9 protein-coding genes are annotated in these 14,051 nt (G+C 60.4%); 3 read left to right on the top strand and 6 right to left on the bottom strand.

Going from position 1 to position 14,051, the window contains the following annotated elements; all coding sequences use genetic code 11:
- Positions 1-46 precede the first annotated feature (46 nt).
- Together BLR20_RS22110 and BLR20_RS22105 are read left to right on the top strand one after the other, a co-directional pair.
- On the top strand, positions 47-1,726 hold the full coding sequence (locus BLR20_RS22110; protein ID WP_074595046.1) for an MFS transporter: 1,680 nt from the start codon (positions 47-49) through the stop codon (positions 1,724-1,726).
- Entirely contained in the window at positions 1,723-2,880 is a 1,158-nt protein-coding gene (locus tag BLR20_RS22105) for an HlyD family secretion protein (protein WP_054994308.1), read from the top strand. Before BLR20_RS22110 ends, BLR20_RS22105 begins: the two co-directional genes overlap by 4 nt.
- Positions 2,881-3,398: 518 nt before the next feature.
- On the opposite strand, the gene BLR20_RS22095 is transcribed toward BLR20_RS22105, so the two are convergent.
- The 6 genes from BLR20_RS22095 to BLR20_RS22070 all read right to left on the bottom strand — a co-directional run bounded on the left by BLR20_RS22095 (position 3,399) and on the right by BLR20_RS22070 (position 12,813).
- Entirely contained in the window at positions 3,399-5,015 is a 1,617-nt protein-coding gene (locus BLR20_RS22095; RefSeq protein WP_054993245.1) for an inorganic phosphate transporter, read from the bottom strand.
- 125 nt (positions 5,016-5,140) lie between these two features.
- Entirely contained in the window at positions 5,141-6,160 is a 1,020-nt protein-coding gene (locus BLR20_RS22090) for a transporter (protein WP_003315246.1), read from the bottom strand.
- Positions 6,161-6,331: 171 nt separating this feature from the next.
- Positions 6,332-7,153, bottom strand: a complete 822-nt coding sequence (locus BLR20_RS22085) for an aldo/keto reductase (protein WP_010429680.1) — start codon at positions 7,151-7,153, stop codon at positions 6,332-6,334.
- Positions 7,154-7,260: 107 nt separating this feature from the next.
- The gene (locus tag BLR20_RS22080; RefSeq protein WP_050549110.1) at positions 7,261-8,892 is read right to left on the bottom strand and encodes a methyl-accepting chemotaxis protein; all 1,632 of its coding nucleotides are present in this window, start codon (positions 8,890-8,892) and stop codon (positions 7,261-7,263) included.
- Positions 8,893-9,243: 351 nt separating this feature from the next.
- Positions 9,244-9,852, bottom strand: coding sequence for a TetR/AcrR family transcriptional regulator (locus BLR20_RS22075; protein WP_032612020.1), 609 nt, complete (start codon positions 9,850-9,852; stop codon positions 9,244-9,246).
- Positions 9,853-9,957: 105 nt separating this feature from the next.
- Positions 9,958-12,813, bottom strand: coding sequence for a PAS domain-containing hybrid sensor histidine kinase/response regulator (locus BLR20_RS22070; RefSeq protein WP_222943695.1), 2,856 nt, complete (start codon positions 12,811-12,813; stop codon positions 9,958-9,960).
- Between the two features lie 584 nt (positions 12,814-13,397).
- On the opposite strand from BLR20_RS22070, the gene BLR20_RS22065 reads away from it, so the two are divergent.
- Entirely contained in the window at positions 13,398-14,051 is a 654-nt protein-coding gene (locus BLR20_RS22065) for a TetR/AcrR family transcriptional regulator (RefSeq protein ID WP_032612017.1), read from the top strand.

Raw genomic sequence — 14,051 nt, 5'->3', positions numbered from 1 at the left:
GGAATTCCTCAGGTGTACCCCATGAAAGTCCCCGTGCCAGCCATTTATGAGCGATAAGTATGCCCCGCGCGAGTGGGCTGCCCATGAGCGTCCGACCATGCCCGGCTCGCCGTCGACGCCGCTGCATTCGACTGCGCGGCGTTGGGCTTTTGCCGTCGTGGGGGTGATCGTTGCGCTGACTGGCGGCCTCGGCAATGCGCTGGTGGTCGCCAACCTGCCGTATCTGCAGGGCGCGCTTGGGGCGACCTCGCAGGACATCGCCTGGCTGCCAGCGGCCTACATCATGACCAACGTGTCGATGAATCTGCTGCTGGTGAAGTTTCGCCAGCAGTTCGGTCTGCGCGCGTTCACCGAGCTGTTTCTGGTGCTGTACGCGCTGGTGACGCTGGCGCACCTGTTCGTCAACGACATCGATTCGGCCATCGCTGTACGGGCGGCACACGGTATGGTCGGCGCTGCGCTCAGCACCCTCGGGCTGTATTACATGATTCAGGCCTTCCCGCAGAAGTGGCGGCTCAAGGCCCTGGTATTGGGGATTGGCACCGCCCAGCTGGCAACGCCGCTGGCCCGGCTGGTGTCGGAAGATTTGCTGCAGATTGCCCAATGGCGTGGCCTGTATCTGTTCGAACTGGGCATGGCGTTGCTTTCGCTGGGCTGCGTGCTGATGCTCAAACTGCCGCCGGGCGATCGTTTCAAAGCGTTCGAGAAGCTCGACTTCCTGACCTTTGGCCTGCTGGCCACCGGCTTCGCACTGTTCTGTGCGGTGCTGTCGCTGGGGCGTATCGAATGGTGGCTGGAAGCGCAATGGATTGGTATCGCCTCAGCGGCATCGATTGCGCTGATCTGCGCCGGATTGGCCATCGAGCATAACCGCAGCAATCCGTTGCTGATCACTCGCTGGCTGGGCAGTGGGGCGATTCTGCGTCTGGGCCTGGCCGTTATCCTGTTTCGTGTGGTGCTGTCCGAGCAGTCGGTCGGCGCTGTCGGTTTTCTTCAGGCACTGAACATGGGCAGTCAGCAGTTGCATACCTTGTATCTGGTGATGTTGCTCGGCAGCGTTTCGGGGCTGGCGGTCAGCGCGCTGACCATCAACCCTGCGCATCTGATCAAACCCTTGCTGATCTCCCTGGCGATGATGGCAATCGGTGCCTGGATGGACAGTCACTCCACCAACCTGACCCGCCAATCGAACATGTACCTCAGCCAGTTTCTGTTGGCGTTCGGCGGCACGTTCTTCCTCGGGCCTACCCTGGTGCTGGGGATCAGTGGGGTGTTGGCGAACCCGCGCAACATGGTCAGCTTTTCGGTGTTGTTCGGGATCACTCAGAACATCGGCGGGCTGATCGGGTCTGCTGCATTGGGCACCTTTCAAGTGGTGCGCGAGAAGTTTCATTCCAGCCACGTCGTTGAACACCTGACCCTCATCGACCCGCTGGTGCAGGCGCGGCTGCAGAGCTACAGCGCCAGTTACAGCTCGGTGATCGGCGACCCGGCGTTGCGCAACAGTCAGGGTATCCGCGCCATGGCCACGGCAGCGACCCGGGAAGCCAACGTGCTGGCCTACAACGATGTGTTCATGCTGATCGCGCTGATTGCGGTGCTGACCATGATCTGGATTTCAGCCCGGGTCCTGTGGCTGAAAATGACCACTCAACCTCTGGCGCTGGCACCCGTTGCACCTGCTGCTTCGCCCACCGTATCCAACTCCGGCGTTAAATCTTCATGACCGAATCCAAGACCCCAGATACCGAAGCCCCCCGCAGTTCTCTGCCACCTGCACCGTTGACGTCCCCGGTGACCAGCAAGCCGCGCTCGACCCGCAAGCGCGTCGTGTCTTCCGTGATTTTCGGCGCCGTCGCCCTGGCCGGGGTGCTGGTGGTGTTGTATGCCTGGCAACTGCCGCCGTTTGCCAGCCCGATCGAGAGCACCGAGAACGCGCAGGTCAAGGGCCAGACCACGCTGATCGGACCGCAGCTGAGCGGGTATGTCTATGAAGTGCCGGTGCAGGACTTCCAGTTCGTCAAGGCCGGTGATTTGCTCGTGCGTCTGGATGACCGTATCTATCGTCAGCGCCTGGATCAGGCCAATGCCCAACTGGCTGTGCAGAAGGCCTCGCTGGCCAACAATCTGCAACAACGGCGCAGTGCCGAGGCAACCATCGGCCAGCGCCAGGCCGAACTGCAGAACAGCATCGCCCAGAGCCGCAAGAGCGCTGCCGATCTGCGGCGCAATCAGGCTCTGGTGACCGACGGTTCGGTTTCGAAAAGCGAGCTCGATGTCACGCGTGCTGCCGATGCGCAGGCAAATGCCGCCGTTGCCGAAGCCAGGGCAGTCTTGCAGATCGCCCGTGAAGACCTGCAGACAGTCATCGTCAACCGTGGCTCGCTGGAAGCCTCGGTCGCCAATGCGCAAGCGGCTATCGAACTGGCGCGCATCGACCTGGACAACACCCGTATCGTCGCCCCGCGCGACGGGCAGTTGGGGCAGATTGGCGTACGTCTTGGTGCCTATGTCAATTCAGGCGCGCAATTGATGGCGCTGGTGCCCGAGCAGCGCTGGATCGTGGCGAACATGAAAGAAACCCAGATGGCCAACGTGCGCCTGGGCCAGCCGGTGAGCTTTACCGTCGATGCGCTCGACGGCCATGAGATGCACGGCCACGTACAAAGAATTTCGCCCGCCGCGGGCTCGGAATTCAGCCTGTTGCCCGCCGACAACGCCACCGGCAACTTCGTGAAGATTTCCCAGCGTATTCCGGTACGCATCACGGTCGATGCCGATCAGCCTATGCTCGAGCACCTGCGGCCAGGGATGTCGGTGGTCGTGAGCATCGACACCAGCGCGGACGGCGATGTGCCGCCTGACCCGGCTGTGCGCTGAACCTTTGGATGATCATGACAGCAGGGACTTTGCTCACTTTGAATATCGTGCCGACGCTCCGCGTCGGCATGCAGTTCATGACGCTCTGCGTCACACAGCGGTTCTGTGACATCAGGTGAGTTGGCGTTCGACTCAGGTCACCTTTTCGCCCCTCGGCGAGTTACTTTGATGAGGCCAAAGTAACCAAAGCCTTTCGCTCCGTTTCCGGCCCGACTTCGTCGGGTTCCTTCGCCCTGTCACTGATCCGGGGGTCGCCGCAACGGGCCATCCATGGCCCGGTGCGGCTAGCCTGGCGTCCTGCCAGGCTACCCCCGGATCAGCGCCAGGACTCAGCCGTCACTGACGTCGCACTCTGCGTCGTCAGTGCCGTCGCGGTTGAAAAGCACTTCATTGGCAGCGGAGGGTGGGTAAGTCATAGCATTGTTTTCGCATCAGAGATTGTTGACGCATAGCGTCACGAACGGCATGCCGACGCAGAGCGTCGGCACGATAGTCAAGGGGGGCAGACGCAACAGGCATCAGAACAGCTTGCTGAACACCCAATACAACGAACCGGACAAGAGGATCGCCGCCGGCAGGGTCAGCACCCAGGCCGTGGCCAGATTGCGCAGGGTACGCATTTGCAGCCCCGAGCCATTGGCGACCATCGAACCGGCCACGCCGGACGACAGCACATGGGTAGTGGATACCGGCAGCCCATACATGTCCGCCGCGCCGATCGTGAACATCGCCACGACCTCTGCCGACGCGCCCTGGGCGTAAGTCATGTGCGTCTTGCCGATGCGCTCGCCCACGGTCACCACGATACGCTTCCAGCCAACCATCGTGCCCAGCCCCAGGGCGATGGCCACGACAATCTTGACCCAGGTCGGAATGAACCGCGTGGCGCTGTCGATCTGCCCCTTGAACGCTTCAAGCTTGGTCTTGGTGTCCGCGTCGAAATCGCCGACCTTGTTTTTCTCCATCAGGCGGATGCTTTCCGAGGTCAGGTACATGTCGTTACGCACGTTGGTCACGGCTTCGGCAGGCACCTTGGACAGCGAGCCATAACTGGCGACCTGATCGCCGATCTTGCCAGCCATGACCGCCAGCGCAGGGATCAGCTCAGGACTCGCTTCCTTGCTGACCAGGTAATCCGACAGCGTCTTGCGCGCATCCCCTGGGGCCGGTTGAGGGACGCTGCGGATCAACGCCTGCTGGGTTACTTCAGCCACCGCAGCGAACTGAGTAGCCTGTTCGGCAGGCATTGTGCGATTCAGCGCATACGCCATCGGCAGGGTGCCGACCAGAATCAGCATGATCAGGCCCATGCCTTTCTGCCCGTCGTTGGAGCCATGCGCAAACGACACGCCGGTGCAGGTCACAATCAGCATGGCGCGAATCCACAGCGGTGGCGGCGCATTGCCTTCTGGAGCCTTGTACAGCGCGCGGTTCTTGATGAACATGCGCATGGCCAGCAACAGCAACGCTGCACAGCCGAAACCTACCAGTGGCGAAAGCAGCAGTGAATAGCCGATCTTGGTGGCTTGCGACCAGTCCACGCCGCTGGTGCCGTCGCGACCGTGCATCAGGGCGTTGGCGATGCCGACCCCGATGATTGAACCGATCAGAGTATGCGACGAGGACGCCGGCAGACCCAGCCACCAGGTACCGAGGTTCCAGATGATCGCCGCGATCAACAGCGCGAAGATCATCGCGAAGCCTGCCGATGAGCCGGTTTGCAGAATCAGTTCCACCGGCAGCAGAGCGATGATGCCGAATGCCACCGCGCCGCTGGAAAACATCACGCCGAGGAAATTGAAAAAACCCGACCAGACCACTGCAAAGCCGGGCGGCAGGGAGTGGGTGTAGATTACCGTCGCGACCGCGTTGGCCGTGTCATGAAAGCCGTTGACGAATTCGAATCCCAGCGCGATCAACAACGCCACACCCAATAGCACGAACGGGGTCCAGGTGGTGACCACCGTGCCCATGTCGTCTACGTCCTGTTTGAGGCTGTAGCCGGTGAACAGCAAGCCTGCGATAAGTATGGTGAAGAAAAGTATCATGGTCATTCGGCTGGGCTTGCGACCGAATTGACTCGCTGACAGGCTCTCCTTGCCGAGAGCGTCCGGAGACAGTGCGTTTGTAGCCATGTTCGCAATCCTGGATTGAAAGAATATTGACATGGTCATTGCAAAATGTGACAGCGGTGAGACATGTAACAATTGATTGCGCTTTTGCGCCGGTTTTCTGACAACCGGCGTGTACGGCTGCTGATTCAGTAATCGCCGCGCTTGCGGAATGCCCAGCGCCCGGCGACCAGGGTGAAGGTAGCGACCAGTGCCACCAAAATCCAGAAACCTTCAGGGTCAGACGCCAGCGGCACGCCCCCCACGTTCATGCCGAAAAAGCCGGCGACGATGTTGATCGGCAATGCCAGAACAGTTACCACGGTCAGGGTAAACAGGGTTCTGCTGCTCTGTTCGTTGAGGTTGGCGGCAATTTCTTCCTGCAACAGTTTGATGCGCTCGCCCAGCGCGGTAAGGTCGTTGATCACCAGCGAGGATTCTTCGATGGACTGACGCAACGCCTGGACATCCTGCTCGCGCAGCCATTGCGGAGGTTTATGCAACAGGCGCATCAACGAGCCGGGTTCCAGCGCCAGCAGGCGTTGCAGGCGTACCAGCACGCGGCGCATGGCGCCGAGTTCGGAGCGATTATTGCTCAGTCGTTGCGAAAGCAACTGGTCTTCAATACGGTCGACGTTGACGCTGGTCTTGCGCAGGAACTGCGTCAGCACTTCGCCCTGGTCGCTCAGCAGGTGGGCGAGGAGCTCCAGCGGTGAGTCGAATTGTTCGCCGCGCTTGACCGCCGAGCGCAGCTTGTCCACCGAGCGCAGCGGCTGCAGCCGGGCGGTGACCAGCAAACGCTGGCGGGCACAGACCCACAAGGTGGAGATGTCAGTCGAGAGTCTGTTGAAGTCGAACACAACATCGTTGACCACTGCCATCAACGTGGCGTCCACGTGCTCGATCCGCGTCGAGCGCGAGCCCTCGTGCAATGCTTCGAAAAATTCTTCCGGAAGATCCAGCTGGGTTTTCATCCAGCGCTCGCAGGCCGCGTGCGAGAGGTTCAGGTGCAGCCAGATGAAGTCGTTCTCTTCGGGAGGGTTTTGCAGGTAATCCAGCGCGGCGGCTGACCCGATTTCCTGGCCACTTTCACCGTGGCGAAAACGAAAGCCGTAGAGCAGACCGAAAAGGTCGGAGTCTTGATGATGGTGCGCGATACTGTGGTTCATGGCTGTCCACGTGCGGCCTGGCCCGGGCAGGGAGGCGAAGGCCGCATGATGACAAGGCGTTATTTCATATTTGTGACAGCTTGTTACCGGGTGTGTCATCTGTCATAGCGGGAAGCGGCTGCGTGTGCAGCCGTTCAGTCAATTGACAGCTCGCTACAGCATCGACAGCGGTCAGACCATCGCCAGCGGCACCTTGCGAGTGGGCGCGGGCCATGCCAGATCGATATCGGCCAGATCGCGCTCGGTCAGGCGAATCTGCTCGGCAGCGATGTTCAGACGAATGTGTTCCGGGTTGGTCGCCTTGGGAATGGCGATCATGTTGTCCTGACGCAGCACCCACGCCAGGGAAATCTGCGCCGGTGTTGCATCGTGGCGTTTGGCGATTTCGTGCAGGGCAGGGTGGTAGAGCAGATCGCCAGCCTGGCCGATCGGGCAGTACGCCATCAATGGCAGATGACGGTCCGCGCTCCACAGCATCAGGTCGAACTCGATGCCGCGTTGCTCCGGGTTGTAGAGCACCTGATTGGTGGCACAACGCGGGTTGTTGAGCTCGATCATGTCCGGCACATCAAAGTTGGAAACACCCCAGGCGCCGATTTTGCCCGCTTCACGCAGACGTTCGAACGCCTCGACCGTCTCGGTCAGCGGGTACTGACCGGGCCAATGAAGCAAGTACAGGTCGATGTAATCGGTGTTCATTCGCCGCAGGCTGGCCTCGCACGCGGTCGGAATACCGGCGTGGCTGGCGTTGTGCGGGTAGACCTTGCTGACCACGAATACCTTGTCCCGCTGTCCGGCAATGGCTTGCCCGACAATTTCCTCGGCAGCGCCATCGGCGTACATCTCGGCGGTGTCGATCAAGGTCAGGCCCTGTTCGATACCGAGGCACAGGCCGGCGATTTCTGCCGAGCGCTGATGCCCTTTTTCACCCATGTGCCAGGTGCCCTGACCCAGCACTGGTACGGTTCTGCCTGCCAGCTCCAGTGTGCGCATGTGACCCCCTGCAAATAAATAAGCAGCTGAATGAGCGGTTGAATAAGCAGGTCTCAGGCAACAAGAGGCGCACGAGGTTCCCTGCGCCCGCCAATCGCACTGCAGATTTACACCCGGAACTGCTTCAACAAGGTGTTCAACTCTTCGCTCAACCCTCGCAGGTGCAGGCTGGCCGAGGTCGATTGCTCGGCGGCCAGTGCGGTGCTCTGGGACAGTTGCGCGGCCTGGGTAACGTTCTGGTTGATGTCATCCACCACGTGCGTCTGCTGCAGGGTGGCGCTGGCAATGGAAGCATTCAGGCTGTTGAGGTTGCGCAGCGCCTGACTGATGGAGGTCAGGCTCTGGCCGGCCTGATTGGCCTGCTCTATGGTCAACTGCGAGGAGCGGCTGCTGTCACCGATTACCCTGACCGCGGCATCGGAATGCTTTTGCAGGCGTTCGATCATTGACTGGATTTCTGCGGTCGACTTCTGCGTGCGCTGGGCCAGCAGACGCACCTCGTCGGCCACCACGGCAAAGCCTCGGCCCTGTTCACCGGCGCGCGCCGCCTCGATGGCAGCGTTCAGCGCCAGCAGGTTGGTCTGCTCGGCAATCGAACTGATCACTTCCAGTACGCTGCCGATCTGCGTGCTCTCGCTGGCCAGACTCTGCATCACTTCCACGGCCTGACCGATGGTGCTGGAGAGGTGTTCGATCTGGCGCAGGCTGTTATCGATATTGATTTGGCCCTGTTGCGCCTGCGACTCGGCAGCGCGCATTTCGCTGGCGGCATGCTCAGCGTTCTTGGCTACATCCTGCACACCGTAGGTCACTTCGTTGACCGCCGTGGCAACCAGGTCCATTTGCTGCGACTGTTTCTCGCTGCGGTTCTGCGCCTGTTCGGCGTCGCTGCCCAGATCAGTCGACGCCTGGCCCAGCGCCACGGCCGAGTGCTGCAACTTACCGACGACATTGCGCAGCTTGGCGACAAAGGCGTTGAAGTGCGTGCCCAGCTCAGTGATTTCATCCTTGCCGTGGGTTTCCAGCGTGCGTGTCAGATCACTCTCGCCACTGGCGATATTCGCCATTGCCCCGACGGCCGCTCTGAGTGGGCGCACAATGCTGCGCACGATCATCACCAGCAGCAAGACCATGACCAGCACGATGCCGGCGATGAACATCCCGGCATTCCACAGCTGCGTCTTGAACTCTGCCGCCACGTCATCCACGTATACGCCGGACCCCAGAATCCAGCCCCATGGCTGAAACAGCTGCACGTAAGAAGTCTTTTTCACCGGCTCGCTGGCACCGGGCTTGGGCCAGCGGTAATTCACCATGCCGGCACCCTTGGCTTTGACCAGCGTGACCATTTCGTTGAACACCGCAAAGCCGTCCGGGTCCTTGATGGTCGACAGATCCTGACCTTCAAGTTTGGGGTTGGTGGGGTGCATGATCATCACCGGGCGCAGGTCGTTGATCCAGAAGTAGTCGCTCTGGCTGTAACGCAGGCTCTTTATCTCTTTCAAGGCTTGCTGTTGCGCAGCCTCGCGGGTCATGCCGCCCGCGGCTTCAAGCCCCTGATAAAACGACAGGATGCCGCTGGCCGTCTGCACCACATGCATGGTTTTCTCGGCCTTGGCCTGATACAGGTCGGTATGCAGCTGTCTGAGCAGTGTCGCCGAGAGGACAAAGAGCATCAGCACTGAAACCACAAGAATCAGCCACAGACGGCGACTGATGGACAAACTGCGCATACTCATGATCGGCATCCCTTGCATTATTTTTCTTCTGATGACTTTGGCTCGCGCGGCGCGCGATTCAGGGTCTTTCAAGCATCTCGGCGCGTCACGTCCAAACATGAGCGGTCGGTCACATTTTTTAGCGGCGTACACGGGTATGGCAAAAGGCTTACAGCAACAGGCGCGATTGGCTCTATCGACTGACCCTCAGTGAATGTAGGATCCAATTCAACAGCTGCAGCGAAGGAACGCCGCAGTGATCAGGGACGATCGACCATTGCCAGGAGGCTACTGACAGGATGTCGGAATGGTCATGTTGCAAAACCACCCGCTTCGGCGGGTTTTTTGCGTCTGCAGGAAATCCGGGTGGGTTCAGCGGTCCGGCTCGCAGCCTTTGAGCACCAGCCTGAGGATGGTCCGGGTTGCCGCCTCGTAATCAGTGTCCTGCAGTTTTGCCTTGCCGGTGACCGTTGCGATCTGCCAGTCGAAATCGGCATAGGTCTGGGTCGCGGCCCAGATGGTGAACATCAGGTGGTGAGGATCGAGCGGGGCGATCTGTCCGCTGTCGATCCAGGCCTGGATGCATTCGATGTTGTGCCGGGCCTGGCCGTTAAGCTGTTCGATCTGCTGCGCTGTCAGGTGCGGAGCGCCATGCATGATCTCGCTGGCGAACACTTTCGAGGCGAAGGGCAGGTCGCGGGAAATCTGGATTTTCGAACGGATATAGCGGCTCAGGACTTCGGCAGGTACGCCTTCGGGATTGAAGGGCGTCGACGCACGCAGAATGGGCTCGATGATGCTTTCCAGCACCTCGCGATAGAGGTTTTCCTTGGACTTGAAGTAGTAATAGACGTTGGGCTTGGGGACACCGGCCTTGGCCGCGATATCGCTGGTCTTGCTGGCGGCGAAGCCTTTGTCGGCGAATTCCTCGCTGGCAGCGCGCAGGATGAGTTCTTTGTTGCGCTCGCGGATACTGCTCATGACCCGGTTATTCCCTTGCCTGCATGGCGGTCGCGCATGTTAGCACCGGGTTTGCGCAGCGCTCAATGTTGACGGCCCGGGGCAGAGTTGCACCGGGCCGTTTACTCAGACACTCATCAGTTCCTGGACTCTGGCGGCCAGGGCATCGATTGCAAACGGCTTGGTCAGCACGCGCATTCCTGGCCCGAGTTGTTCATCACCGATGGCAGCGTTTTCCGCGTAGCCGGTGATGAACAGGGTCTTCAGATGCGGGCGGACCTCGCGTCCGGCATCGGCCATTTGTCGTCCGTTCATGCCACCCGGCAAACCCACGTCAGTGATAAGCAGATCGATATGCACATCCGAACGCAGCAGCTTGAGGCCGGCCAGGCTGTCGGCGGCTTCGATCAGCGTATAGCCCAGGTCGCCGAGGGCATCGGTGAGCAGCATGCGCACCGTGGGTTCGTCGTCCACGATCAGGATGGTTTCCCCGGACTGGGTGAACTCGAACGGTGCCTTGTGCACATCGCCTTCGTCCCTGGCCGCAGTACCCTCGTAGCGGGGCAGGTACAGCGATATTGCGGTGCCCTTGCCGACCTCCGACTGAATGAGCACCCGTCCGCCAGACTGATTGGCAAATCCGTAAATCATCGACAGACCCAGCCCTGTGCCTTGGCCAATGGGCTTGGTGGTGAAGAAGGGATCGAATGCCTTGGCGATGACATCAGGCGTCATGCCGGTACCGGTATCGGTCACGCACAGCGACAAATAGTGGCCCTCGGGCATATCGTGTGCGCGTGCCACATCGCCGTCTATCCAGCGGTTGCTCGACTCGATGCTGATGCGGCCGCCGTCCGGCATCGCATCGCGGGCGTTGATGCACAGGTTCAGCAGCGCGTTTTCCAGCTGGCTGGCATCGACCAGTGTCGGCCACAGCTCCGTGGCGCCTATGGTCTCGACCACGATGCTGGGGCCGACGGTGCGCTGGATCAGGTCGGTCATGCCTTTCATCAGCCTGTTCACGTCGGTCGGCTGCGGGTCCAGGGTCTGGCGTCGGGAGAAGGCCAGCAGCCGGTGCGTCAGGGCCGCTGCACGTTTGGCCGCGCCTTGGGCGGTCACGATGTACTTGTCGACCTCGCCCCAGCGGCCTTGCTCGATCCGGGTACCCATCAGTTCCAGAGCGCCGGAAATACCTGCCAGCAGGTTGTTGAAGTCGTGGGCGAGGCCACCGGTCAGTTGCCCTACCGCTTCCATTTTCTGTGACTGGCGCAGCTTCTCTTCGGCTTGCATGAGTTCGGTGGTGCGCGATGCCACGCGTTGCTCAAGTGTGTCGTTGAGTGCCCGCAGCGCAGCAGTGGCACGGTCGCGTTCGGCTGCCACGGCGCGCCGCTCGTCAACGTTGATGAGCACGCCGGGGAAGCTCAAAGGCGTGCCGTCCTCGGCCCGGTCGACCCGGCCGTTGGCTTCAATCCAGTAGTAGATCCCGTCGGTACGACGAACACGGTACTGGTGGGCGTAAACACGCCCGTTGGTGATGACCGCATTGATCGCATTGATCAGGCTTTGCTTGTCTTCAGGGTGAACAGTGGCAATGACTTGCTCCAGGCTCAGGCCTTCACGGCCCAGCGCGGCATCCAGGCCGAATGCCTTGGCGAAGGCTTCGTCCACGGTGAAGCGATCGGTCGGCAAGTCCCAGTGCCAGGTGCCGATGATTGCACCGGCGGCCAGAGCGAGCTGAACGCGGTCGACGTTTTCGCGTGCAACGGCCTCGCTGGTGCGCAAGCGCTCCTCGGCGTCGCGTCGTGCAGTCACATCACTGAAGATGACCGCAATCTGCCGGTCAGCCGGTTCACCGACACGCACCGCCTTGACTTCAAACCAGCGTTCGAAAGCCTTGGCATAGTTCTCGAAGTTGGCAGGCTCGCCGGTTTTGGCGACGTGCCCATAGGCTTCGAACCAGAACCGCTCCAGGTCCGGCGCGAACTCGGTCACCCACTTGCCGCGCAGATCGACACCGGCCTGACGTTCAAAGGCGGGGTTGGCTTCGATGAAACGGTAGTCAACCGGGCTGTCATCGGCATCGAACTTGACCTGAATGATGGCGAATGCGGCTTCGATGGTCTCCAGCATGGCCCTCGAGCGCTCTTCGCTCTGGCGCAGTGCCGTTTCGGCCTTGCGCATCTGCGACATATCGAGCATTGCACCGATCATGCGCACTGCCTGGCCGTCGATATCGCGTATCACATGGCCGCGGTCCAGTACGTCGGCATAGGACCCGTCCAGACGACGAAAGCGGTATTCATCCGTCCAGGCAGTGCCATTGCCATCGATCACGGCATGAATGGAGTTGTACACGCGGGTACGATCGTCGGGATGGATCTGGCCCATCCACCAGTCACCGGACTTGTCCAGCGTTGCCAACGGGTAGCCGTAGGCCTCTTCCAGCGCGTCGTTCCAGAGCACCAGATTGGCTGCAAAGTCCCAATCCCATATCGCGTCATTGGTCGCCTTGGCGGCCAGCCGGTGCCGTTCCTGGGCTTCTTCGGTCGCGCGGCCCGCCAGATGTTCGGGCGTGCGGTCGCGCAGGATCTTCACGAAGCCGAGGTGCGTATTCTTTTCATCGTAGAGTGGCATCATCTCGCCTGATGCCCAGAACAGCTGGCCGTCCTTGCGCAGGTGCCAGCGCTCGTCCGACGCCCGGCCTACACTCAGCGCAAGCTGCATCTCATGGTCGATCCGGTCGTTGGCCACATCCTCGCGCGTAAAGAAACGTTCGGCGCTCTGGCCAACCATCTCATCCTGGTTCCAGCCCAGAACCTGCTCTGCGCCCGGGTTCCAGTCGGTAATGATGCCTTCGCGATCGGTCAGGATCATGGCGAAATCCATCGCGCTGTCAAAAACTGCGCGCTGGCGTGCCTCGCGGCCGATGGCTGCGGGTCGACAGGTATTCGTTGCGGCGTCGATGCCGGCTTCTTCAAGCATTCTGCGCAGGTCCACGATCTGCGCTTCAAGCTCTTCTCTAGTCAGGTCTTTCAGAGCGCCTCCCGCTCACACGTTATGTTTGGCATGGGCGGGCACTTGCCGGTGGCCTGCTTTGCACGTTGAATCCGGTCGTTATTCAGATCTGCATTTGCCCGTCCGCGGGGCGCAGCGAGCGGACTGCTTTCTCTCGACAGGCTACACCTGATGCTGGTCTTTCTATGACGACCACCATACGGTCATTCTCGCGCTTGAACTCACGGCCTGTCGTGACTGCGTAACAGCGGCCATGTCAGTGGACACCTGCCGACGAATCGGGTTTCGAGGGATCAGGAATTTAAAGCAGCCATTGTGTCCTGCGCTGATTGAAGGGGAGTGTCCAAAAGCACGGCAATTTGTCCGGGTGTTCATCGGCCTGTGGGCGGCTTTCTTTAGAGGGCTTCAGGCCAGGGGAATGACTTTTTTGCAAGCTGCGCACATTGCTCATGAGCTGATGCGAATTGTGCTTGCGGAGCAGCCTTTTTTCAGGGGTTCTTCGGAGCACATGCTAGGATTTACCCTTTCGTTATGCGAAACGTGCCCTTCGTATGTCCATCAATGCAAACAGCTCCGGTACACCCAGCGCAGCCAAGCAGCCAGCAGCCAAACGTCGCCTGCCCAAGGGCGAGGTGCGCAAGGCCGAAATCATCAAGGCGGCCATGACCCTCTTCGCCCGTGATGGCTACGCCGGTGCCTCGCTGACCAACATTGCCAAAGTGGCAGGTCTCTCTCAGGTCGGCCTGCTGCACCATTTCCCGACCAAACTGGTGTTGCTGCAAGCTGTTCTCGAACATCGCGACCAGTACATTGCCGGCCGGCTGCAGGATGCCGATCAGGTCGCTTCTCTGCAGGGGTTCCTGTCCTTTCTGAAGCAGGTCATGAGCTTCAGTATCGAAGACGCCGCGGTCAGCCAGGCGCTGATGATCATCAACACTGAAAGTCTGTCGGTCACGCATCCTGCACACCGCTGGTTCAGCGAGCGTTTCGCGATTGTGCACGGTCATCTTCAGGCGCATCTGAAGTTGCTGGTCGAGGAGGGCGAAATTCGAGCGGATATTGACGCAAGGCAGATCAGCCTTGAGATCGCCGCCATGATGGATGGCATGCAGATTCAATGGCTTCGATCGCCAGGAAATGTGCAGATAGAGGAGGGGTTTGCCAGGTTTCTCGAACGACTGGCGCGGGATCTGGCTGCACATTGA

The organism is Pseudomonas congelans (assembly GCF_900103225.1).
GTDB lineage: Bacteria > Pseudomonadota > Gammaproteobacteria > Pseudomonadales > Pseudomonadaceae > Aquipseudomonas > Aquipseudomonas congelans.
The sequence above is the reverse complement of the archived record's forward strand: the minus strand, read 5'-3'. Positions and strand labels throughout refer to the sequence as shown.

What these genes read in the sequence shown, in the direction of transcription:
- BLR20_RS22110 (WP_074595046.1), top strand. Translation starts at nt 47, where the DNA reads ATGAGCGATAAGTATGCCCCGCGCGAGTGGGCTGCCCATGAGCGTCCG.
- BLR20_RS22105 (WP_054994308.1), top strand. Translation starts at nt 1,723, where the DNA reads ATGACCGAATCCAAGACCCCAGATACCGAAGCCCCCCGCAGTTCTCTG.
- BLR20_RS22095 (WP_054993245.1), bottom strand. Translation starts at nt 5,015, where the DNA reads ATGGCTACAAACGCACTGTCTCCGGACGCTCTCGGCAAGGAGAGCCTG.
- BLR20_RS22090 (WP_003315246.1), bottom strand. Translation starts at nt 6,160, where the DNA reads ATGAACCACAGTATCGCGCACCATCATCAAGACTCCGACCTTTTCGGT.
- BLR20_RS22085 (WP_010429680.1), bottom strand. Translation starts at nt 7,153, where the DNA reads ATGCGCACACTGGAGCTGGCAGGCAGAACCGTACCAGTGCTGGGTCAG.
- BLR20_RS22080 (WP_050549110.1), bottom strand. Translation starts at nt 8,892, where the DNA reads ATGAGTATGCGCAGTTTGTCCATCAGTCGCCGTCTGTGGCTGATTCTT.
- BLR20_RS22075 (WP_032612020.1), bottom strand. Translation starts at nt 9,852, where the DNA reads ATGAGCAGTATCCGCGAGCGCAACAAAGAACTCATCCTGCGCGCTGCC.
- BLR20_RS22070 (WP_222943695.1), bottom strand. Translation starts at nt 12,813, where the DNA reads ATGCTTGAAGAAGCCGGCATCGACGCCGCAACGAATACCTGTCGACCC.
- BLR20_RS22065 (WP_032612017.1), top strand. Translation starts at nt 13,398, where the DNA reads ATGTCCATCAATGCAAACAGCTCCGGTACACCCAGCGCAGCCAAGCAG.